Source organism: Micromonospora sp. NPDC051543, from assembly GCF_044454415.1.
Taxonomy (GTDB): Bacteria; Actinomycetota; Actinomycetes; order Mycobacteriales; family Micromonosporaceae; genus Micromonospora.
On the sequence record NZ_JBITDT010000002.1, the window covers coordinates 232,905 to 252,509 of the forward strand.

Annotated in this window: 21 protein-coding genes; 10 read left to right on the forward strand and 11 right to left on the reverse strand. The window is 71.7% G+C overall.

Features of this window, described 5'->3' with window-relative positions; all coding sequences use genetic code 11:
- Nucleotides 1-80: 80 nt before the first annotated feature.
- Complete coding sequence (locus ACIA3K_RS04105) at nt 81-314, reverse strand: sulfurtransferase TusA family protein (protein ID WP_396799118.1); 234 nt, start codon at nt 312-314, stop codon at nt 81-83.
- Nucleotides 311-1,462 carry a cysteine desulfurase family protein gene (locus ACIA3K_RS04110; protein WP_396799119.1) on the reverse strand — a complete coding sequence of 384 codons (1,152 nt, stop codon included), beginning with the start codon at nt 1,460-1,462 and terminating at the stop codon, nt 311-313. Before ACIA3K_RS04110 ends, ACIA3K_RS04105 begins: the two co-directional genes overlap by 4 nt.
- Nucleotides 1,463-1,632: 170 nt before the next feature.
- Between ACIA3K_RS04110 and coxB the strand changes: the two genes are divergently transcribed.
- From coxB to ACIA3K_RS04125, 3 genes are all read left to right on the forward strand, one after another.
- Nucleotides 1,633-2,604: a cytochrome c oxidase subunit II gene (coxB, locus tag ACIA3K_RS04115; RefSeq protein WP_396799120.1), complete on the forward strand. Its 972-nt coding sequence runs from the start codon at nt 1,633-1,635 to the stop codon at nt 2,602-2,604.
- 9 nt (nt 2,605-2,613) lie between these two features.
- Nucleotides 2,614-3,039, forward strand: coding sequence for a cytochrome c oxidase subunit 4 (locus tag ACIA3K_RS04120; protein WP_355049377.1), 426 nt, complete (start codon nt 2,614-2,616; stop codon nt 3,037-3,039).
- 278 nt (nt 3,040-3,317) lie between these two features.
- A complete protein-coding gene (locus tag ACIA3K_RS04125; RefSeq protein WP_396799121.1) occupies nt 3,318-3,524 on the forward strand; it encodes a hypothetical protein in 207 nt (68 codons plus the stop codon).
- A gap of 35 nt (nt 3,525-3,559) precedes the next feature.
- Here the strand turns inward: ACIA3K_RS04125 and trpD are convergent, their stop codons facing one another.
- The 3 genes from trpD to ACIA3K_RS04140 form a co-directional block, all read right to left on the reverse strand.
- Nucleotides 3,560-4,627, reverse strand: a complete 1,068-nt coding sequence (gene trpD, locus ACIA3K_RS04130) for an anthranilate phosphoribosyltransferase (protein ID WP_396799122.1) — start codon at nt 4,625-4,627, stop codon at nt 3,560-3,562.
- A gap of 90 nt (nt 4,628-4,717) precedes the next feature.
- Nucleotides 4,718-5,113, reverse strand: coding sequence for a hypothetical protein (locus ACIA3K_RS04135; RefSeq protein ID WP_355049380.1), 396 nt, complete (start codon nt 5,111-5,113; stop codon nt 4,718-4,720).
- A 109-nt stretch (nt 5,114-5,222) separates the two neighbouring features.
- Nucleotides 5,223-6,212: a cytochrome c oxidase assembly protein gene (locus ACIA3K_RS04140; protein ID WP_396799123.1), complete on the reverse strand. Its 990-nt coding sequence runs from the start codon at nt 6,210-6,212 to the stop codon at nt 5,223-5,225.
- Between the two features lie 108 nt (nt 6,213-6,320).
- On the opposite strand from ACIA3K_RS04140, the gene ACIA3K_RS04145 reads away from it, so the two are divergent.
- The 5 genes from ACIA3K_RS04145 (at nt 6,321) to ACIA3K_RS04165 (ending at nt 11,498) form a co-directional block, all read left to right on the forward strand.
- Nucleotides 6,321-6,920 carry a heme-copper oxidase subunit III gene (locus tag ACIA3K_RS04145; protein WP_357126727.1) on the forward strand — a complete coding sequence of 200 codons (600 nt, stop codon included), beginning with the start codon at nt 6,321-6,323 and terminating at the stop codon, nt 6,918-6,920.
- Between the two features lie 72 nt (nt 6,921-6,992).
- Nucleotides 6,993-7,832 (forward strand): cytochrome c, encoded by an 840-nt coding sequence (locus tag ACIA3K_RS04150; RefSeq protein ID WP_396799124.1) that lies wholly within the window; start codon nt 6,993-6,995, stop codon nt 7,830-7,832.
- A gap of 64 nt (nt 7,833-7,896) precedes the next feature.
- Entirely contained in the window at nt 7,897-8,994 is a 1,098-nt protein-coding gene (locus ACIA3K_RS04155) for a ubiquinol-cytochrome c reductase iron-sulfur subunit (protein WP_396799125.1), read from the forward strand.
- Nucleotides 8,991-10,622 carry a cytochrome b N-terminal domain-containing protein gene (locus ACIA3K_RS04160; RefSeq protein WP_396799126.1) on the forward strand — a complete coding sequence of 544 codons (1,632 nt, stop codon included), beginning with the start codon at nt 8,991-8,993 and terminating at the stop codon, nt 10,620-10,622. The genes ACIA3K_RS04155 and ACIA3K_RS04160 overlap by 4 nt, the downstream gene beginning before the upstream one ends.
- Nucleotides 10,623-10,817: 195 nt before the next feature.
- On the forward strand, nt 10,818-11,498 hold the full coding sequence (locus tag ACIA3K_RS04165; protein WP_355049386.1) for a DUF4142 domain-containing protein: 681 nt from the start codon (nt 10,818-10,820) through the stop codon (nt 11,496-11,498).
- Between the two features lie 87 nt (nt 11,499-11,585).
- On the opposite strand, the gene ACIA3K_RS04170 is transcribed toward ACIA3K_RS04165, so the two are convergent.
- From ACIA3K_RS04170 to ACIA3K_RS04190, 5 genes are all read right to left on the reverse strand, one after another.
- Entirely contained in the window at nt 11,586-11,873 is a 288-nt protein-coding gene (locus ACIA3K_RS04170; RefSeq protein WP_355049387.1) for an Lrp/AsnC ligand binding domain-containing protein, read from the reverse strand.
- Nucleotides 11,874-11,909: 36 nt separating this feature from the next.
- Nucleotides 11,910-12,764 carry a sugar phosphate nucleotidyltransferase gene (locus tag ACIA3K_RS04175; protein ID WP_396799127.1) on the reverse strand — a complete coding sequence of 285 codons (855 nt, stop codon included), beginning with the start codon at nt 12,762-12,764 and terminating at the stop codon, nt 11,910-11,912.
- Nucleotides 12,761-13,303 carry an NUDIX hydrolase gene (locus tag ACIA3K_RS04180; protein WP_396799128.1) on the reverse strand — a complete coding sequence of 181 codons (543 nt, stop codon included), beginning with the start codon at nt 13,301-13,303 and terminating at the stop codon, nt 12,761-12,763. Before ACIA3K_RS04180 ends, ACIA3K_RS04175 begins: the two co-directional genes overlap by 4 nt.
- A gap of 53 nt (nt 13,304-13,356) precedes the next feature.
- Nucleotides 13,357-15,150, reverse strand: a complete 1,794-nt coding sequence (locus ACIA3K_RS04185; RefSeq protein ID WP_396799361.1) for a RelA/SpoT family protein — start codon at nt 15,148-15,150, stop codon at nt 13,357-13,359.
- A 127-nt stretch (nt 15,151-15,277) separates the two neighbouring features.
- Nucleotides 15,278-17,032 (reverse strand): DEDD exonuclease domain-containing protein, encoded by a 1,755-nt coding sequence (locus ACIA3K_RS04190; RefSeq protein ID WP_396799129.1) that lies wholly within the window; start codon nt 17,030-17,032, stop codon nt 15,278-15,280.
- 127 nt (nt 17,033-17,159) lie between these two features.
- Here ACIA3K_RS04190 and ACIA3K_RS04195 point away from each other — a divergent pair, with 127 nt between their 5' ends.
- Nucleotides 17,160-18,590: an NYN domain-containing protein gene (locus ACIA3K_RS04195; RefSeq protein ID WP_396799130.1), complete on the forward strand. Its 1,431-nt coding sequence runs from the start codon at nt 17,160-17,162 to the stop codon at nt 18,588-18,590.
- A gap of 28 nt (nt 18,591-18,618) precedes the next feature.
- On the opposite strand, the gene ACIA3K_RS04200 is transcribed toward ACIA3K_RS04195, so the two are convergent.
- On the reverse strand, nt 18,619-18,864 hold the full coding sequence (locus ACIA3K_RS04200) for a hypothetical protein (RefSeq protein WP_396799131.1): 246 nt from the start codon (nt 18,862-18,864) through the stop codon (nt 18,619-18,621).
- 301 nt (nt 18,865-19,165) lie between these two features.
- On the opposite strand from ACIA3K_RS04200, the gene ACIA3K_RS04205 reads away from it, so the two are divergent.
- Complete coding sequence (locus ACIA3K_RS04205) at nt 19,166-19,579, forward strand: hypothetical protein (protein WP_396799132.1); 414 nt, start codon at nt 19,166-19,168, stop codon at nt 19,577-19,579.
- Nucleotides 19,580-19,605 lie beyond the last annotated feature (26 nt).

Consider the following 19,605-nt stretch of genomic DNA (forward strand, 5'->3'; position numbering starts at 1 on the left):
CTTTGTGTCGCCGTTTCGCGGCTTGTGTCCGCTCTTGTCGCCACAGAAAGTGCAAGATCGCGGGGGAGAGAGGCCGCGGGTTAGTGGGTGCGGCGGATGTCGTAGGCGGGGCCTTCTGGGCCTGTCAGGGCGCCCAGGAACTCCTGGCCCCGCATGCGGCACCAGGCTGGGAGGTCGACCGCTGCCGCCGGGTCGTCAGCCAGCACCCGGACGACCGTGCCGACCGGCACCTGCGGCATCCGCCGGGCCGCCGCGATCACCGGCAGCGGGCAGCGCTGACCCCGGCAGTCGATCACCTCGTCCGGCATCGTCACAGCCCGACCACCCCGGCGTCGGCGCGCAGGCCGGCGACGATCCCGGGCAGCTCGGTGAGGAACCGCTCGACGTCCGCCTCCGTCGTCTCCCGGTGCAGACTGACCCGCACGTTGCCGTGCGAGAGCACCCCCATCGCCTCCAGCACGTGCGACGGCCGCAGCGTGGACGACGTGCAGGACGAACCGGACGACACCGCGAACCCCCGCCGGTCCAGCGCGTGCAGCAGCGTCTCGCCGTCGACGTACAGGCAGGAGAACGTCACCAGGTGCGGCAGGCGCAGCACCGGGTCGCCGACCACCTCCACGTCGGGCACCTCCGCCGCGACCCGCGCCCGGATCCGGTCCACCAGCGGGGACAGCCGGGCCGCCTCGGCGGCCGCGTCGGCCGCCGCCGCGCGCAGGCTCGCCGCCGCCGCCACCACCGCGGGCAGGTTCACCACCCCGGGGGTACGACCACCCTCCCGCTCGTCGGCCGGCCACGGCGACTCCCAGCGGGTGCCCTTGCGCACCGCCAGCAACCCCACCCCGGGTGGCCCGCCCCACTTGTGCGCGCTGGCGCTGAGCACCGACCAGCCGGCCGGCAGCGGCACCCGTCCGACCGACTGCGCCGCGTCGACGTACAGCGGCACCCCGACCTCCGCGCACACGGCCGCCGCCTCGGCGACCGGCTGCACGGTGCCCACCTCGTGGCTGGCGCTGATCAGCGCCGCCAGCGCGACCCCGGGAGCACGGACGGCGTCCGACCAGCCGGTCAGGTCCAGCCGGCCCACCCGGTCGACCGGTACGGCGGAGGCGGCGCCGCCGGCCGCGACGTGCCGCTCGGCGGCGTGCAGGACGGCGGAGTGCTCGATCGCCGAGTGCACCAGGGTCGCCCCGACGCGACGCCGTCCCGCCAGCGCGCCGAGCACCGCGCCGTGGGCCGCCGTCGTACCACTGGGGGTGAAGGACAGCTCGTCGGCGCGGACGCCGAGCGTCTGCGCGGTGGCCTCGCGGGCGGCGTCGAGCAGTTGTCGCGCGCGGCGTGCCTGGCCGTAGAGCTTCCCCGGGTCGGCCCAGCCGTCCTCCAGGGCCGCCAGCAGCGCCTGCCGGGCGACCGGATGCAGCGGCGCGGCCGTCGCCGCGTCCAGGTAGACCGAAGAGGCGCTCACGCCGACATACGCTATCGCGACGTTATGCCCAGGATCCCCCCGATGGGGGCGGACAGTGACCCCACCACGGCCGAGTCCGTCATGGTCGAGTAATCTGCGACCGTCGGTGACGCCTTTGCCGCCGGTGCTGACGAACGACGCACCGCGGCGCGCTAGGGAGGCAGGACCAGGTGGTCGCAAGGAGTTCGGAGGTACGGCCGTCGGCCGTACGGCACGGTGCTGCCCCACGGGTCGGTGGACGCCGGGGACGTGGTGCCGGTCGGCTGGCCGGGCTCGGTCTCGGGGGCGTGGCGCTGCTCGTTCTGCTCACGGGCTGTGACGTCGGCAAGACGTTCGACGGTTTCGGTTGGCCGCAGGGCGGCATCACGCCCGAGTCGCACCGGATGTACGACCTGTGGATCGCCTCCTGCGTCGCCGCGCTCGCGGTCGGCGTATTCGTGTGGGGCCTGATCTTCTGGTGTGTCGTGCGGTACCGCAAGCGTGGCAACGCGCTGCCGGTGCAGACGCGCTACAACCTGCCGATGGAGTTCCTCTACACCATCGCGCCGATCCTGATCGTCTCCGTGCTCTTCTACTACACGGCGATCGTGCAGACCGACGTCGACAAGCTGTCGAAGAACCCGGACGTGACTGTCGAGGTCGTCGCGTTCAAGTGGAACTGGCAGTTCAACTACCGCGACGGTCAGGGCACGGAGGCCAAGACCACCGCGTCGACGCTGGGCACCAGTGAGGTCATCCCGGTGCTCGTGCTGCCGACCAACCGGTCCATCCGGTTCGAGGAGACGAGCCGCGACGTCATCCACTCCTTCTGGGTGCCGGAGCTGCTGTTCAAGCGGGACGTCATGCCGGGCAAGATCCGCAACGTCTTCGAGGTCTCCAGCCTGGACGCCGAGGGCGCGTACGTCGGCCGCTGCGCCGAGCTGTGCGGCAGCTACCACGCGTTCATGAACTTCGAGCTGCGGGTCGTCTCGCCGGAGAAGTACGACCAGTTCCTCGCGGCCAAGCAGGGCGGCAAGTCCACCCAGGAGGCGCTGGCCCAGATCGGCGAGGAGCCGTACGCGCAGACCACGAAGCCGTTCGACACCCGACGGACGCAGAGCAACTTCAACCCGGACAGCGCTCCGGCCGGCACGGGAAGCTGAGGCAGCCGCATGAAGACCGAGTGGCGTATCTTCCTGATCATCGCCGGGTTCCTCTTCGGCGCGACCATCCTCTACGGCGCCTGGACGCACGGTGAGTCCGGCAACATCGAGTGGGTGGGCACCGTCGCCCTGGCGCTGTCGTTCCTGCTCTGCTCGATGTGCGGTGGCTTCTTCTGGTTCGTCTCCCGCCGTATCGACCTGCGCCCGGAGGACCGGGCCGACGCCGAGATCGCCGACGGCGCCGGTGAGGTCGGCTTCTTCAGCCCGGGCAGCTACTGGCCGTTCGGTCTGGCGCTGGCCGCCGCGATCGCCGCGCTGGGCATGGTGTTCTGGCAGTTCTGGCTGATCGGTCTCGGCCTGGTGGCGGTCGTCTTCGCCGCCTGCGGCCTGCTGTTCGAGTACTACAGCGGCACCCGGCGCACCGCCGAGCACTGATCGACCGATCGCGTACCGCCACGAAGGCCCGCACCCCGACCGGGGGAGCGGGCCTTCGTCGTTCCGTGCTTGATCGACCCGGGTTCCTGGAAGCCGGGGTGTCCGGTTGTCCCGGACACCCCGCCTTCAGTGATGTCGCCGAGGCGGTGCGGTCCGGGGGCGGGCGCGGAGATTTGTCGGACCCGCGTGGGAAACTACAGGCGAGTAGTTCTCCGCTTCCGTTGTGCGTCGTTGTCACGTTCCGGGGGCGGGTCGCCGGTAGTGAGAGGAGACGCCCGATGTCGCACCGCGATCTCTACTGCGACGTCTGCGAGGGCGTGACGCCGTTCGAGGCGCCGCCCTGCGTCGACGGCCACGGCAGCGGCTGTCCCGAGCTGGTCTGCACCGGTTGCGGCGCGGCCGTGGTGATCACCACGTTCGTCGCGCCCGTCACCCGGCTGGCCGAGCGCCGACGCCGCCAGCCCACCCGCCGCCACGCCGCCTGACCCGCAGCACCCTTCCCGGCAATCCGGGGAGCAGGTCAGGCGGTGGTCGCGGCCTCGGCCGTGGTGGTCGCGGTCTCGATCCAGCGCTCCAGGACGCCCGCCGCCGCGCCCGAGTCGATCGACTCGGCGGCGCGGTCCAGGCCCGCGCGCAGCGCCTCGGTCAGGTCGCCGTCGAGGGGCCCCTGCGTCGCGAGCGCCGCCGCCGCGTTGACCAGCACCGCGTCGCGCACCGGGCCGGTCTCACCGGCCAGCAGGCGACGGGCCACACCGGCGTTGTACGCGGCGTCACCGCCCCGCAGGTCGGCGAGGGTGGCCCGGGGTATCCCCAGGTCGGTCGCGTCCAGCACGGCCTCACGTACGGCGCCGTTCTGCGCCGCCCAGACGCGGGTCGGCGCGGCGGTGGTGAACTCGTCGAGCCCGTCCTCGCCGCGCATCACGATGGCCGAGTCGCCGCGCGCGGCGAACACGCTTGCCATGACCGGCGCCATCCGGGAGTCGAAGCAGCCGACCGCGCCGGCCCGGGGGCGCGCCGGGTTGGTGAGCGGGCCGAGGAAGTTGAAGAAGGTGGGTACGCCCAGCTCCCGGCGGACGGGTCCGGCGTGACGCATCCCGGGGTGGAAGCGGGCCGCGAAGCAGAACCCGATGCCGGCCTCCTCGACGCAACGGGCGACCTGCTCGGGGCCGAGATCCAGCGGGATGCCGAGGAACTCCAGCAGGTCGGCGGTGCCGCACAGGGACGAGGCGGCCCGGTTGCCGTGCTTGACGACGCGTACGCCCGCGCCGGCGACCACCAGCGCCGTCATCGTGGAGATGTTGACCGTGTGGGCGAGGTCACCACCGGTGCCGACGACGTCGAGCGCGGTGCGTCGCAGCTCCTCCGGGAGGACGACCGGGACCGAGCGGCCCAGCATCGCCTGCACGAGACCCGCCAGCTCGGCCGGGGTCTCGCCCTTGGCCCGGAGCGCCACCGCGAACCCGGCGATCTGCACCGCGCTCGCCGAACCGGTCATGATCTCGTCCATGGCCCAGGCGGTGTCGGCGGTGGACAGCTCCTCGCCGCGCAGCAGCGAGTTGAGCAGGTGCGGCCAGGTCCGATCGCCCATGGCGGGCCTCCCGAGCGTACGAAGTGCGGGTGGGCTGGAACCGGCGCAGGCTCGGCCGGCGCCGTGGCGGTGCCGGGTGGCGCTGGGACGTCAGGCGGGTGCGTGCGTCCGCAGCAACTCGGCCACCGTGCTGCCGGTGGTCACCGGGTCGAGCGGGTGCACCAGCGTCGCGTCGACCTCGGCGTACGCGGCGAGCCATCGGTCCGCGGCGCGGGCGATCACGAGGCAGGTGGGAGGCGCGTCGTCCCGGTCGTCCTTGATCTGGCGGGCGATGCCGATGCCGCCGCCGGGGCTTGCCTCGCCGTCGAGCAGCAGCAGGTCGATCTCGTAGTCGTCGACCAGCCGGATGGTCTCGGCGTAGGTCGACGCGTCGACGAACTCGATCCGCAGGCCGGGCGCGGGCCGGGTGCCCACGGCGAGCCGCATCCGGTCACGGACCTGCGGGTCGTCGCTGTAGAGCAGGACGGTGCACAGACGCTCACTCATGCCGACACTCCGCTTCCAACCTCGTAGCTGCCCGCCGATCGTACCGGCCGACGTGACGTACCTGACACGCCGCCCGCTTCCCACGCGCCGGGCGTGCCGTCTGCGCAGCTCAGGCCGTTGTGGCTTCGGCCGCGCGGTCGCGCGCCTCCTGGCGGTCCAGCTCGCGGTCGACGCGGCGGGCCTCCCGCTCGGACTGCTTGACCCACTGCACCACCAGCACCGCGAGCATGGTGACGCTGACGAACTCGCCGCCGGCCCAGAGGATGCCGCCGGCGACCACCTGGTCGGCCTTCGGGTCGGACCAGCTCAGATTGAGCGACGGGTACCAGTCGCCGCCGAAGAGCGTGGTGCTCTGCATGATGGTGAGCCCGAGCACGGTGTGGAACGGCACGGAGAGCAGCATCAGCAGCGCCCGCGCCGGATACGGCCAGCGGCCCGGCAGCGGGTCGAGGCCGAGCAGCGGCCAGAAGAACACGCAGCCGGTCATGATGAAGTGCGCGTGCACCAGCTCGTGCGCCCAGGTGTGCTCCAGCGTGAAGCGGTACAGGTCGCTGAAGTACAGCGCGAACGGGTTGACCACGAAGATGGCGAACGCCACCAGCGGGAAGCTGTAGACCCGGGCGATCCGGCTGTGCACGATCGCCAGGAGGCGTTTGCGTGGCCCGACCGGCAGGGTCCGCAGGGCCAGCGTCATCGGCGCGCCCAGCGCCAGGAAGATCGGCGACACCATGGAGAGCACCATGTGCTGGACCATGTGCACCGACAGCAGCGCGGTGTCGTAGGCGTGCAGCCCACTGACCGTGACGAGCGCGATGCCGCCGAGGCCGGGGCCGAGGAAGAAGACGGTACGGGCGACCGGCCAGCGGTCGCCCCGGATGCGCAGCCGGTGCACCCCGTACAGGTAGAGGCCGGCGGCGAGCACCAGGCCGAGGGCCAGCCAGCTGTCCAACCGGGTCTCGGTCAGCACCGCGCCGATGGTGAACGGTGGCGGGGTCGCCTCGGCCCCGGCGGCCAGCGTCGACGGGCCCGCCGAGGTGGCCGCGAGCACATCGGCCGGGACGGCCGAGGTGGCGGCGAGGATGGGATCGACGTGCAGCACGCTTTTCAGGCTAGGCCAGGCGAACCGGACCCTGACGCCCGGGCCACGGAAGGCGCAGGTTTGCCACCCCGCTGATCGCCGGCCCCGGTCAGGGGCAATAATGACGGCGTGACTGCGGCCCCAGCCATTGACAAGAGCCGGATCCACTCTCTGACGCGACCCAACATGGTCAGCGTGGGGACGATCGTGTGGCTCTCCAGCGAACTCATGTTCTTCGCGGCGCTCTTCGCGATGTACTTCTCGATCCGCGCGGCTGCGCCGGAGCAGTGGGAGAAGCACACCGAGTCGCTGAACATCCCGTACGCGACCACCTTCACGGTGATCCTGGTGCTGTCCTCGGTGACCTGCCAGCTCGGCGTCTTCGCGGCGGAGAAGGGTGACGTGCACGCGCTGCGCCGCTGGTTCACCGTCACCTTCGTGATGGGCCTGATCTTCGTGCTCGGCCAGGTGAACGAGTACCGCCACCTGGTGGAGGACGGCGTCAGGATCAACGCCGACGGCTACGGCTCGATGTTCTACCTGACGACCGGTTTCCACGGCCTGCACGTGACCGGCGGTCTCATCGCCTTCATCATCTTCATGGTCCGCACGACCATGGGCCGGTTCACCCCGGCGCAGGCGACCTCGGCGATCGTCGTGTCGTACTACTGGCACTTCGTCGACGTCGTGTGGATCGGCCTGTACGCCATGATCTACTGGCTTCAGTGATCTTGGCGCGTCACGAACCGCGCCGCTGCTCCGTCCCCTGAGACAAGGTCCAACCGGTTAAGGACACAGCTCATGACTTCTGACAACGACCGCCGACGCGGCCTGCTCGCGCGGTTGCGCGGGCGGCCCGCCGCGCGCAGCAGGGGCCGCCGCCGGCTGGGCGCCGCGGTCCGGCTGATCGCGGCGCTGATGATCGCCGGCGGCGCCTACACCGTCTTCGCGCCCGGTGCGCAGGCGCAGGACAATCCGCCGCTCACCGGCGCCGCAGCCGAGGGCAAGGCGCTGTTCGACGTTAGCTGTGTGACCTGCCACGGGCGCAACGCCCAGGGCGTCGAGGGCCGCGGGCCGAGCCTGATCGGCGTCGGCGCGGCCTCGGTCGAGTTCCAGGTCAGCTCGGGCCGGATGCCGCTGGCCCGCCAGGAGGCCCAGGCGCACCGCAAGCCCCCGGTCTTCACCGACGAGCAGACCCGGCAGCTCGCCCAGTACATCCAGGAACTCGGCGGCGGCCCGGTGGTTCCGGGCACCGAAGAGGACCTGCACGAGAACGGCAACGTCGCGGCCGGCGGCGAGCTGTTCCGGATCAACTGCTCGCAGTGCCACGCCTTCGGCGGTGGCGGCGGTGCGCTCTCCTCGGGCAAGTTCGCCCCGAGCCTGCACCCCGCGACGGACCGGCAGATCTACGCGGCGATGCTGAGCGGCCCGCAGAACATGCCGGTGTTCGGCGACAACCAGATCACTCCGGAGCAGAAGGCCGACATCATCGCCTACATCCAGGGGACGCTGAAGAACGACCAGGACCCGGGCGGGTTCAACCTCGGTCGGTACGGGCCGTCCACCGAGGGCCTGGCGATCTTCCTGGTTGGCATCGTGGCGCTCGTGTTCGCTAGCCTGTGGATTGCGGGTAAGTCGTGACCGAGCGGATCTTCAGTTCCACCGCCGTGGTGCCGCTCGGCGCCACCCGTAGCGAGGTGACGGCATGAGCACGCACACCGAGCACCAGGCCTCGCAGGGCCCGGAGCCGCTCGACGTGAACGACCCCAGGCTGAGCCGGTTCGACATCGTCCGCGAGGGCGCGCGTCGGGACGACATCGAGATCGTCCACTACGAGCCGCAGGTGCTGCCGGGCACCAAGGCGGAGCGTCGGCTGACCCGCGTGGTGGCCGGGTTCTTCCTGATCACCGGTCTGGCGGCGACCGCCTTCCTGGCCATCTACATCTGGTGGCCGTGGCAGTACGAGCCGGGTCGTGGTGGCGACAAGTTCTACACGCCGCTGCTGGGCGCCACCCTCGGCGTGGCCCTTCTCGCCGTCGGCTTCGGCATCCTGACCTGGGGCAAGAAGTTGCTGCCCAAGGAGGTCTCGATCCAGGACCGGCACGAGGGCCAGGTCGACTCCGAGGGTCGCACCATCACCGGCCAGACCATGCTCTACCTGGCCGACGAGATGGGCATCAAGCGTCGTCCGCTGCTCGGCATCTCGCTGCTGGCCGGTCTCGCGCCGGTCGCCGCGGTCGCGGCGGCGCCGCTGGTCGGTGGCCTGATCTCTCAGCCGCACAAGAACAACCAGATGTTCACCACCGGGTTCGCCCCGACGGAGAACGGGCAGAAGATCCGTCTGGTCCGCGAGGACGGCCGCCCGGTGCGCCCGGCGGACATCAGCGCCGGTGGTCAGCTGACCGTCTTCCCGGGCATCGAGCACGGCGTGAGCAACCGGCACGCCGACTCGCCGACGTTGCTGATCCACCTGCGCGACGCGGACGCCCAGAAGTCCCGCGAGGCCAACTCGCGGCCCGGCGTGAAGCACCACAAGGACTACATGTGGGGCAACTACGCGGCGTTCTCCAAGATCTGCACGCACGCCGGCTGCCCCGCGAGCCTCTACGAGCAGCAGACCAACCGGCTGCTCTGCCCGTGCCACCAGTCCCAGTTCCTGATCACCGACAACGCCCGGCCCGTATTCGGCCCGGCCAGCCGGTCGCTGCCGCAGCTGCCGATCGAGTTGGACTCCGAGGGTTTCTTCGTGGCGAAGTCCGACTACACCGAGACCGTCGGGCCTGACTTCTGGGAGCGGCCATGAAGCGTCGAAAGTTCGACCTGGCGGCCACGCCGGGCAAGGCCGCGGCGGGGGTGGACGACCGCTTCGCGGTGGCCACGCCGCTGCGCAAGCTGCTGAACAAGGTCTTCCCGGACCACTGGTCGTTCCTGCTGGGCGAGATCGCGCTGTTCTCGTTCATCGTGCTGCTGCTGACCGGTGTGTTCCTGACCTTCTTCTACGAGCCGGCGATGACCGAGGTGGTCTACGACGGCAGCTACGCGCCGTTGCAGGGCACCCCGATGTCCGCCGCGTACGCCTCCAGCCTGGACCTGTCGTTCGACGTCCGGGGCGGCCTGGTGATGCGGCAGATGCACCACTGGGCGGCGCTGCTGTTCATGGCCGCGATCGTCGTGCACATGCTGCGGGTGTTCTTCACCGGCGCCTTCCGCAAGCCGCGCGAGACCAACTGGATCATCGGCTCGCTGCTGTTCTGGGTCGGCTTCCTGGCCGGCTTCACCGGCTACTCGCTGCCGGACGACGGCCTGTCCGGCACCGGTCTGCGGATCGCCTCCGCGATCATGCTGTCCATCCCGGTGGTGGGCTCGTGGGTGACGTCGTCGGTCTTCGGTGGCGAGTTCCCCGGCACGATCATCATCAGCCGGTTCTTCATCGCCCACGTCCTGCTGATCCCGGGCCTGCTGCTCGCGCTGATCAGCGCCCACCTGGGTCTGGTCTTCAAGCAGAAGCACACCCAGTGGCCCGGCCCCGGCCGGACCAACAACAACGTGGTCGGCGAGCGGATGTTCCCCCGCTACGCGCTGAAGCAGGGCGGCTTCTTCATGGTCGTCTTCGGCGTCATCGCGCTGCTGGGCGGTCTGTTCCAGATCAACCCGATCTGGCTGTTCGGGCCGTACGAGGCGTGGGTGGTCTCGGCCGCCAGCCAGCCCGACTGGTACGTCATGTTCCTCGACGGCTCCACGCGACTCATGCCGGCGTGGGAGATCAACATCCCGATCGGCGACGGGTACGTCATCCCGCCGCTGTTCTGGCCCACTGTCGTGCTGCCCGGCATCCTGGTCGGCCTGTCGACGATGTACCCGTTCCTGGAGGCCCGGCACCTCAAGGACCGCAAGAGCCACAACCTGCTCCAGCGGCCCCGCGACGTTCCGGCCCGTACGGCCGTGGGCGCCATGGCCGTCGCCTTCTACATCGTGCTGACGCTCTCGGGCGCCAACGACGTGATCGCCGACAAGTTCCAGATCAGCCTGAACGCGATGACCTGGGCGGGCCGGGTCGGTCTGCTCGTGGTTCCGCCGCTGGCGTACTACGTCACCTACCGGCTCTGCCTGGGTCTGCAGCAGCACGACCGGGAGGTGCTCGCGCACGGCGTCGAGACCGGCATCATCCGGCGTCTGCCGGACGGTCGGTTCATCGAGGTCCACCAACCGCTCAGCGCGTCGAACGGGCACGCGGACGGTCACGGTGAGCTGGAGTACGTCGGCTGGGTGGTACCGAAGAAGATGAACCGGCTCGGGGCCCTCGGCCCGGCGGTCCGGGGCTTCTTCTACCCGATCGAGAAGCCGGTCGAGGCGCCGGTCTCGCCGGGTCACCCGCCGGTCGAGCCCCGGGGAGATCGTGCGGAGATCGGCAGCGGCGAGAGCCGCCGCTGACCTCCCGACAGCACCGTCACGTGACGCCCGCCGGACTTCCGGCGGGCGTCACGCCGTTTCCGGTGTCCGGTCGCCCAACCGAGCAGGAGTCGGACGGGCACGGCGGGACCGGTCGACCCCGCGCGCCGGGCGATCGCAGGAATAACCCCCGTGAGCCGGGTATCCGTGCGGTCCAACGTCTCTAGGGGGGGAAGCATGTTGGGTCTCAAACGCCTCGGCCTGTTGGCCGCGCTGGTGCTGGTGGGTGTCGCGCCGGCAGCAGCCGCCCAGGCAGCGGCACAGCCGTCGACGCAGGACACCCAGTACCTGCAGGCGGTGCACCAGGTGAACCTTTTCGAGATCACCGCCGGTGACCTGGCTCAGCAGAAGGGCCAGAACCAGGGGGTCAAGGACCTGGGCGCGATGTTCAAGACCGACCACACCCAGCTGGACCAGACGGTGCAGCAGACCGCGTCGCAGCTCAATGTCCAGCTGCCGAACGAGCCCACGACCGATCAGCAGGCGGTCATCGACAAGCTGAACAACGTCAGTGGCGCGGAGTTCGACCGGCTCTGGGTGACCAGTGAGCTGGCCGGTCACGTCCAGGCCATCCAGGCCACCCAGACGGAGATCTCGCAGGGCTCCGAGCAGTCGGTGGTCCAGTTGGCCCAGACCGCCCTGCCGACGCTGCAGGCGCACTACGACGAGCTGGTCCAACTGGCCAACCAGTTGGGCATCCCGGTCCCGCAGACCAGCGCCAGCGGCACGCCCAGCCCGGGCACCTCGTCGCCGGCTCCGGGTGGCGTCACCGAGTCGCCGGCTCCGAGTGGTGGGATCACCGAGTCGCCGGAACCGGGCCTCGGCACCACCGAGCGGCCCGCTCCCAGCGAGAGCTGATCTCGCGGTAGCGCGACGGCCGGTCCACCCGTGCGGGGTGGGCCGGCCGCGGCGCGTTCCGCCCTGGCCGCGCACGCGGCCCGCGCGTCAGTCGGCGTCGGCGAGGCCGATCGCGAACGTCTCCTCGAGGTCGAGCTTCGAGTACGCCCGGAACGCGATGTGCGACTCCGTGTTCAGCACGCCCGGCACCTTGGAGATGCTGCCCGCGATGACCTGCGCGATCTGGTCGAACTCGCGGACCCGGACGATGGCGATGAGGTCGACGTGCCCCGCCACCGAGTAGACCTCGCTGACGCCGGGGACGTTGGCCAGGGCATCGGCCACCTCGGGGATCGCGTCGGTGGCGCAGTCGATCAGCACGATCGCGGTGATCACGGGGCATTTCTCCGTTCGTCGGCGTCGTCGCCCATGCTAGACCTGCACCGTCCCGCCGTCGCCGAAGCGGATCACGTTCCGCAGACGCTCGTCCTCTCGTACGGTCGCGCCCGGCCAGATCACGCTGCGCCGCACGTCGCCGTCCACCCGGGCGTGGGCGCCGACCACCGATTCGACGCAGTTCCCGGGCACCGTGGCGGACTCGTCGACGAGCACGCCGCCGGCCGCCGCGTGCAGGTTGGCCGCCAGGTAGTCGGCCGGCGTCCCGGTGTCGTAGAAGGTGCCCGCGTAGGGCACCACGTCGAGCGCCCCGGCCGCCTCCGCCGGCCGCCACACCGCGCGTACCAGGTCGGACATGACCACCGGCAGGTCGCGGACCAGTCGCCACGGCAGCAGCGAGAAGCCGGTGAAGCAGTGCCCGGCGAAGGTGCCCGGCGCGTGCGGGTCGGCGGCGGGCTGCCCGAGCAGGCGTACGGAGTGCCGGTCCCAACCGTCGAGCAGCGCGGCCACGTCGGGGCCCGGCGCGGTGGCCGGATCGGCCAGGTACGCGTCGGCGTTGCCGACCAGGACTCCTCGGCCGTCGATCCAGTCCCGCAGGTTCGCCACCCCGCCCGCCGTGCCGAGCGGGTCGCCGGGCTCCACCGACAGGTGGGCGCGGTCGCCGACGTGCGCGACCACCTGGTCGGCGAGGTAACAGGCGTTCACCGCGACCCGTGCGGGGCCGGTCAGGCCCAGACCGGCCAACCGATCCAGGGCCCGGTCCAGGAGCGGCACGTTACCGACCGGGCAGAGCGCCTTGGGCACCCGTTCGGTGAGCGGGCGCAGCCGGGTGCCCTCGCCCGCGGCGAGCACGACCGCGCAGACGTCCCCCGGCCAGCTCGCCCCGGTCATGGCGCGGTGTCGGGCACCGGCGGCGGGAACTGCCCGGCCAGCGGCCCGATGTCGTAGTAGGCGAGCAGCCGCGCGGTCGGCCAGGTGAGCTTGGGCAGGTCGTCCAACCGATGCCAGGCGGCCTCGAAGACCTCCCCACCGTCCACCACCAGTTCGGTGCTGGACGCCGGCACCTCCGCCTCGAAGACCATGTCCACCCAGCCCTTGGCGTGCACGATCGCGTTCGGCACGGCGGGGCGCAGCCGGGACGGCGGCAGCCGTACGCCGGACTCCTCGAACAGTTCGCGGGCCGCGCCCACGACCGGGGGCTCACCCCGGTTCAGCAGGCCGGCGGGGAGCGACCAGCCCTTGCCGGGAGGCTGGCGCAGCATCAGCAACCGACCCGCGCCCGTCGCCTCGGTGTCGCGGACCAACGTGACCGCGCCGACGATGTACTTCGGTACGGCGAGCCGGACCAGACGCCGGCGCACCGGCAGCGGCAGCCGGTAGAAGGCCTGGTAGAAGACGGCCCGACCGGTGGCACGGGAACGGGGGATCATGCCTTGAGGCTAGTGGTCACGAATGTCCCTCGGACGCGCTGGGGCACCCGGAGTCACTGTCGATGGTCGACCAGTTCGATGAGCTGGCGTACCACGGCGTCCGGTTCGATCACCCGGTCGAAGACCGCGACGAGCAGCGTCTCCAGGTCGGGGTAGCCCAACTCCTCGGAGAGCCGCAACAGCGGCAGGTCGCTGGCGAGGCCCCGGTTGTGCTGGCGCAGGGCGAGACCGATGGTGGCCCGACCGAGGCGTACCTTGTCGCTGATCGTGATGCCCGGCTCGGTGTGCTCGGCGAACCACCTGTTGATCTGCATCTGCGCGTGCGGCGACTTGACGAAGTCCAGCCACTCCTTGCGCGGGCCGCGCGGGGCGGCGGCGGCCTCGAAGCCGTTGTCGGCGTCGTTCTCGGTGAAGATCTCCACCACGTCGCCCTCGTCCAGTTCCGAGCTCAGCGGCGCGAGCCGGCCGTTGATGCGGGCCGCGAGGCAGTGGTCACCGCGATGATTGCCCAGCTCGTACGCCAGGTCGACGGGTGTGGCGCCGGCCGGCAGCACCACCTGACGGCCGTCGGCGAAGACCTGGATCTGGCCCTCGGCGAGGTCGCAGCGCAGCGACTCGTAGAACTGCGCCGGGTCGGCGGCCTCCGGCTCCCAGTCGAGCACGCGGCGCAGCCAGTCCAGCTGCTCGGCCCGGGCCGCCGCGCTGCCGCTGCCCGAGCGCGGGAAGCGGAAGTCGGCGGCGATGCCGTACTCGGCCGCGCGGTGCATCTCCTGGGTGCGGATCAGCACCTCCACCGTACGGTCCTGCGGGCCGCAGACGCTGGTGTGCAGCGAGCGGTAGAGGTTGTTCTTCGGCGAGGCGATGAAGTCCTTGAAACGGCCCGGTACCGGCCGCCACGTCCCGTGGATCGCGCCCAGCGCCGCGTAACAGTCGGTGGCCGGGCCGTCGACCACCACCGAGATGCGGGGCAGGTCGTACGGCGCGGTGTGGCCGCCCGCGACGGTGTCCTTCCAGATCGAGTAGAGATGCCGGGGACGGGGGCTCACCTCGGCGTCGACCCGGCTGCGCTTGAGCGCGGCCCGGGCGCGGTTGACCACGGCGTCGAGGTAGGCCTCCCAGCCGGGCCGGTCGTGCACGTGCCGGGCCAGCCGGGCGTGCTCGTCGGGCTCCAGGTGCAGCAGCACCACGTCGTCCAGTTCACGCTTGAGGGTCTGGATGCCCAACCGGTCGCAGAGCGGGACCAGGACCTCCTGCGTCTTGCGGGCGATCCGCTCCCGCGACGCCGCGGAGCGCACCCCGAGCGTACGCATGTTGTGCAGCCGGTCGGCCAGCTTGATGATCAGCACCCGGACGTCCTTGGCCGCCGCGACGATCATCTTGCGGACCGTCTCCGCCTCGGCGGCCTTGCCGTAGAACGCCTTGTCGAACTTGGTCACCCCGTCGACCAGGTGGGCCACCTCGTGGCCGAAGTCCTCCGAGAGCGCCTGGAGCGTGTAGCGGGTGTCCTCGACCGTGTCGTGCAGCAGCGCCGCGACCAGGGTGGTGGTGTCCATGCCCAGCTCGGCGCAGATCTGCGCCACCGCGAGGGGGTGGGTGATGTACGGCTCGCCGCTCTTGCGGAACTGCCCGCGGTGCATGTTCTCCGCGATCGTGTACGCCCGGCGCAGCACCGCCGGGTCGGTGCCGGCGTGGATGCCCCGATGGGTGCGGACCAGGTGGGTGACCGGGTCGGAGTCGGTGGTCGGCCAGCTGAGCAACGACCGTAGTCGGCGGGTCAGGGGCAGCTCGCCCGACTGGGTTGGCAGTGCGCCCCCCAGGGCGGCGCCGTGTCCGGCGTCGACGTCCACGAGGGACACCTCCTCACCCCGGCTCCGCGGTCACCGGACCCGGTGAGCGGAGCAGGCCCACGAAACGGGCAGGACTGCACTTCCTTAACAGCCTAAGCGAGTCGACGTAGTCCGATCGGTCAGTTGGTCATGAGCGTTCGGTCGAGAGTTGGTGCGACGCGCCGCTCTCGGCCTTCGCCAGCAGGTCACGGAAGCGGCCCGCGCCGCCCGCCGGGGAGGACCAACCGGACGACATCTCGACCAACCGGGTCTCCGGCCGCTCCAACCAGGACAGGATGCGCTCGGACTCCTCGGCGGTGGCCGACGGCACCGGACCGTGCCCACCCGGCACCGTCTCGGCCGTGGCCCGGATGGCGTTCAGCGTGGGTCTCGGGTGGACGCCCGGCGGGGACACCCCGGCGCCGGCCAGCCGACCGTGGCGTACCAGGGCCAGCTCCCAGCCGCCCCGGGCGGCCGGTCGGGCCGCCGCCAGCTCGGCGATCCCGGTCAGCGCCGCCAACCGCTGCATCCGCACCGTGGCGCGCAGCACCGCGGCCAGCCGGTACCGCACCACGGCGGCCTCCTCGTAGCGCTGGTCGGCCGCGAGCACGTCGATCCGGGCCAGCAGCGCGTCCACCACCGGCTGAGGGTCGCTCGTGGTGGCCGTCCGGAACGGCTCGACGGCTCTGTCGTCGTACTCCTCGGGGGTGATCCGGTGCTCGCAGGGCGCCGGGCAGCGACCCAGCTCGGCCAGCGCGCAGGCCGGCGTGACGGTGCGCAGCGAGAGCCGGTGCGTGCACTGGCGCAGCGGGACCGCGTCGTGGAAGGCGGCGGCGGCCAGCTCCGCGGCCCGCCGGGAGGTGAACGGCCCGAGGTAGGCGGTGTCGGTGGGGGAGATGTCGCGCACGATCGACAACCGGGGGTACGGCCCGTCGGTCAGCTTGAGCCAGACCATCCGCTCCGGGTACTTCGACCGCCTGTTGTACGGAGGGGCGTGCGCGGCGATCAGCCGCAGCTCGCGGACCTCCGCCTCCAACGAGTGCGCGCACTCCACGGCCTCGACCCGCTCGGCGGCGGCCAGCATCTCGGAGATCCGGGCGCGCTTCTCGCCGGCGGTGAAGTAGCTGCGCACCCGGGTGGCGATGTCGCCCGACGTGCCGACGTAGAGCGGCCGGTCGTCGGCGGCCCGGAAGATGTAGACCCCCGGGACCCGGGGCAGCCCCTCGGCCAGGTGCCGCTTGCGGCGCTGCGTCGGGGTGACCGCGCGGGCGAACTCGATGGCGTCGCCGACGGTGTCCACGCGGTGCCCGCCGAGGCGACCGATGAGACCGTGCAGCACGTCGACGGTGGCCTTGGCGTCGTCCAACGCCCGGTGGGTGGGCTGGGTGGCGGTGCGGAAGTACGCCGCGAGGGTGCCGAGCTTGCGGTTGGGCACCTCGTCGCGGGTCAGCACCCGCCGGGCCAGCGCCGCCGTGTCCAGCACCCGGGGGTTGGGCCAGCGGTAGCCGTGCCGGGCGCAGGCGGCCTTGAGGAAACCCACGTCGTACGGAGCGTTGTGGGCCACCAGCACGGCGTCGGCGATGAACTCCAGGAAGCTGGGCAGCACCTCCTCGATCGGCGGGGCCGGCAACAGCATGGCCTGCGTGATCCCGGTCAGCACGGTGATGAACGGCGGGATCGGCTGTCCCGGGTTGACCAGGGTGGCCAGCGCCCCCAGCTCCTCGCCGCCGCGCACCTTGACCGCGCCGATCTCGGTGATCCCGCCACCGTCCGGCGCGCCGCCGGTGGTCTCCAGGTCGACCACCACGAAGGTGGTCGCGTACAGCGGCAGGGCCGGGTCCACCCCGCCCACCGCCGGGTCGAGACCGGCCAGTGACTCCTGGACGTACTCCGCCTGTGCCATCGGCGGCACGCTAGCGCCCCGGTCCGACACTCCCGTCGCAGAGGTCCCAGCAGTCACCATGGGGCTAGGATGAGAGATCGGCTCACTCACCAGGCGGTGGGCCCGCCAGCGGTGGGAGACTTGCCACATGCCCCTCGCCGAGCCGCACGACGACCACCTCCCGCAGGAGGATCCGGTCGCCCGCGACGGCGCGGTGAGCGATCCGGACGCCAGTGACACTCCCGCCGATTCGGGCGGTGATCCCACGATCGAGCCGGAGCCGACGCTGCCCGAGCCGGTCCGGCAACGGATCGTGGCGCTGACCGCCGCCGTGCTCCCCAGCCTCCCCTCCGACGAGGTGCCGGTGCCGCTGCGCCGGGTGGCCAAGTTCGCCCCCAACCGGCGCGCCCGTCTCGGCGCTCCGGCCATCGCCGCTCAGCTCACCGCCGACCCGCTGTTCCGGCAGCGGGTCACCGCCCGGGTGCTGGCCGACGCCGGTGACCTCGGGGCGGCCGTGGTCGAGGGCACCGCGCCGGCCGCCGCCGACCCGGTCGAGGTGGCCGCGCTGGCGTACCTGGTCCGGCCTCGCGGCTGGCGGGAGCTGATCGACGCCAGCGGCGCCGCGGTCCGCGCCGAGGCGGACAGCGCCGTCGTCGCCGAGCTGGTCCGCGAGGCCGAGCAGCGGGCCACCCGTGCCGAACACGACCGTGCGGTGGCCCGGGTCGAGGCCGACAAGCTCCGCGACGAGCTGGCCCGGGTCCGCGAGGAGCTGGGCCAGCTCCGGGAGGAGTCCCGTCAGCTGACCCGTACCCTTCGCGAGACGCAGGCCCGCGAGCGCAAGGCCAGCGAACTTCTCGCCACCGAACGCGGCCGGGCCGCGCGCGCCAGCGCGGACGTCGACGCCGAGCTGCGCCGCGCCCGCGCCCGGCTCGCCGAGGCGGAGGCCGCCGCCGGCGTGGCCCGGGCCAGCGCCAAGGAGGCCCGCTCGGTCGACGACGCCCGCCTCTGGCTGCTGCTGGAGACCATCGGTCAGGCCGCCGTCGGGCTGCGCCGGGAGCTGGCACTCGACCCGGTCGACAAGCTCCCCGCCGACTTCGTCGCCGACGCGTTCGCCGAGCAGCCCGGTACCGCCCCGGCGGGCCCGGCCGCGCGCGCCCGCGACACCGACGACCCGGCCCGGCTCGACCAGCTGCTCGCCCTGCCCCGGGCGCACCTCGTGGTGGACGGCTACAACGTCACCAAGCGCGGCTTCGGCGAGATGTCGCTGGAGCAGCAGCGCAAGCGCCTCATCACCGGGCTGGGTGGTATCGCCGCGCAGACCGGCGACGAGGTCACCGTCGTGTTCGACGGCGCCGAGCGGATGCACGGTCTGCCGCCCGCCCCACGCGGCGTACGGGTGCTCTTCTCCCGCAAGGGCGAGACCGCCGACGAGCTGATCCGACGTCTGGTCCGCGCCGAGCCGGCGGGCCGTCCGGTCGTCGTGGTCTCGTCCGACCGCGAGGTCGCCGACGGCGTACGCCGGCACGGCGCGTACCCCCTGGGGGCCGACTCGCTGCTGCGCCGCCTCGCCCGCTCCTGACCGCACGTCGGAGGTCGCGGCGGGCGCGCTATCCCGAGAAGCGGTCACCGATGCGGACGCGGTCGTAGCGGCCCTTCTGCACGCACGACTTCCTGCTTCGGCCGCTGTCGGTCACGTAGGTGATGCGGTAGCAGGTTCGCAGGCGGCACAACTGGCCCTTACGGTTGCAGGCCGTCGTGGAGACCTGGTCCTTGGCCGCCACGGTTCCGTCGGTGTCGCCGTGCGGCCACCTCGCGACCAGCCCGATCGCCATGGCGAGGGCACAGACGACCACCGCCACCACCGTGACGCGTCGCTTCGCCGATCTGGTCCTCCGCCGTGGCGTCGCTCGGCGACGCGGATGCTTCGACGGAGAGCGGTCGTCCTCGTCAGTCACCTGACAGCCCTCGGCCGTCCTGCCCGCCCCCGCTGATCACGGCCCCACCGTAGAGGGACGTCGCAAGGCACGGTCGGCGCGCGGCGGCCGGATCGTCGGGGGCGGGCAAGAATTTGGCGAGGTTCCGGCAGGTCCGGTCGGCGACGGTGTCCGCATCCGCCCGGCACCGCCGGGCACCGGACAGAGGCAGGCGAACGACATGGGAAAGAGACTGCTGGGCACCATCCTCGGCACGGTCGTCACACTGGCGGCGCTCCTGGTCGCCCCGGCAGCGGCCCAGGCGGCCTCGGGGGGCGGCTGCACCGGGGCCTACCCGATCAGCTCGTGCATCTCGTACCAGGGCTCCAACCAGACCGTGGTGGGTGACTTCTACATGAACGCCACCCCGGACGGGTCCCGGTGCACGGCGTACCTCCAGCTGCGGACCACCAACAACGGCAACACCTCGTGGATCTACTACGACCTCAACCGGACCGGCCGGTTCGGGCCGATCAGCCGCAACGTCAACGTGATGAACAACTTCAAGGGCTCCGCCGTGGCGGTGGTCGAGGTCTACACGTGCAGCGGAGCGTTCCACGGCACCTACACCAGCCCGCGGGTCTACTACCCGTGACGTACGGATCCGGCCGCCGGCGCGTC

Bases quoted from the DNA above. Each gene is read 5' to 3' on its own strand.
- ACIA3K_RS04120 (WP_355049377.1), top strand. From the start codon at position 2,614: ATGAAGACCGAGTGGCGTATCTTCCTGATCATCGCCGGGTTCCTCTTC.
- ACIA3K_RS04125 (WP_396799121.1), top strand. From the start codon at position 3,318: ATGTCGCACCGCGATCTCTACTGCGACGTCTGCGAGGGCGTGACGCCG.
- trpD (WP_396799122.1), bottom strand. From the start codon at position 4,627: ATGGGCGATCGGACCTGGCCGCACCTGCTCAACTCGCTGCTGCGCGGC.
- ACIA3K_RS04135 (WP_355049380.1), bottom strand. From the start codon at position 5,113: ATGAGTGAGCGTCTGTGCACCGTCCTGCTCTACAGCGACGACCCGCAG.
- ACIA3K_RS04150 (WP_396799124.1), top strand. From the start codon at position 6,993: ATGACTTCTGACAACGACCGCCGACGCGGCCTGCTCGCGCGGTTGCGC.
- ACIA3K_RS04155 (WP_396799125.1), top strand. From the start codon at position 7,897: ATGAGCACGCACACCGAGCACCAGGCCTCGCAGGGCCCGGAGCCGCTC.
- ACIA3K_RS04160 (WP_396799126.1), top strand. From the start codon at position 8,991: ATGAAGCGTCGAAAGTTCGACCTGGCGGCCACGCCGGGCAAGGCCGCG.
- ACIA3K_RS04165 (WP_355049386.1), top strand. From the start codon at position 10,818: ATGTTGGGTCTCAAACGCCTCGGCCTGTTGGCCGCGCTGGTGCTGGTG.
- ACIA3K_RS04175 (WP_396799127.1), bottom strand. From the start codon at position 12,764: ATGACCGGGGCGAGCTGGCCGGGGGACGTCTGCGCGGTCGTGCTCGCC.
- ACIA3K_RS04180 (WP_396799128.1), bottom strand. From the start codon at position 13,303: ATGATCCCCCGTTCCCGTGCCACCGGTCGGGCCGTCTTCTACCAGGCC.
- ACIA3K_RS04190 (WP_396799129.1), bottom strand. From the start codon at position 17,032: ATGGCACAGGCGGAGTACGTCCAGGAGTCACTGGCCGGTCTCGACCCG.
- ACIA3K_RS04195 (WP_396799130.1), top strand. From the start codon at position 17,160: ATGCCCCTCGCCGAGCCGCACGACGACCACCTCCCGCAGGAGGATCCG.
- ACIA3K_RS04205 (WP_396799132.1), top strand. From the start codon at position 19,166: ATGGGAAAGAGACTGCTGGGCACCATCCTCGGCACGGTCGTCACACTG.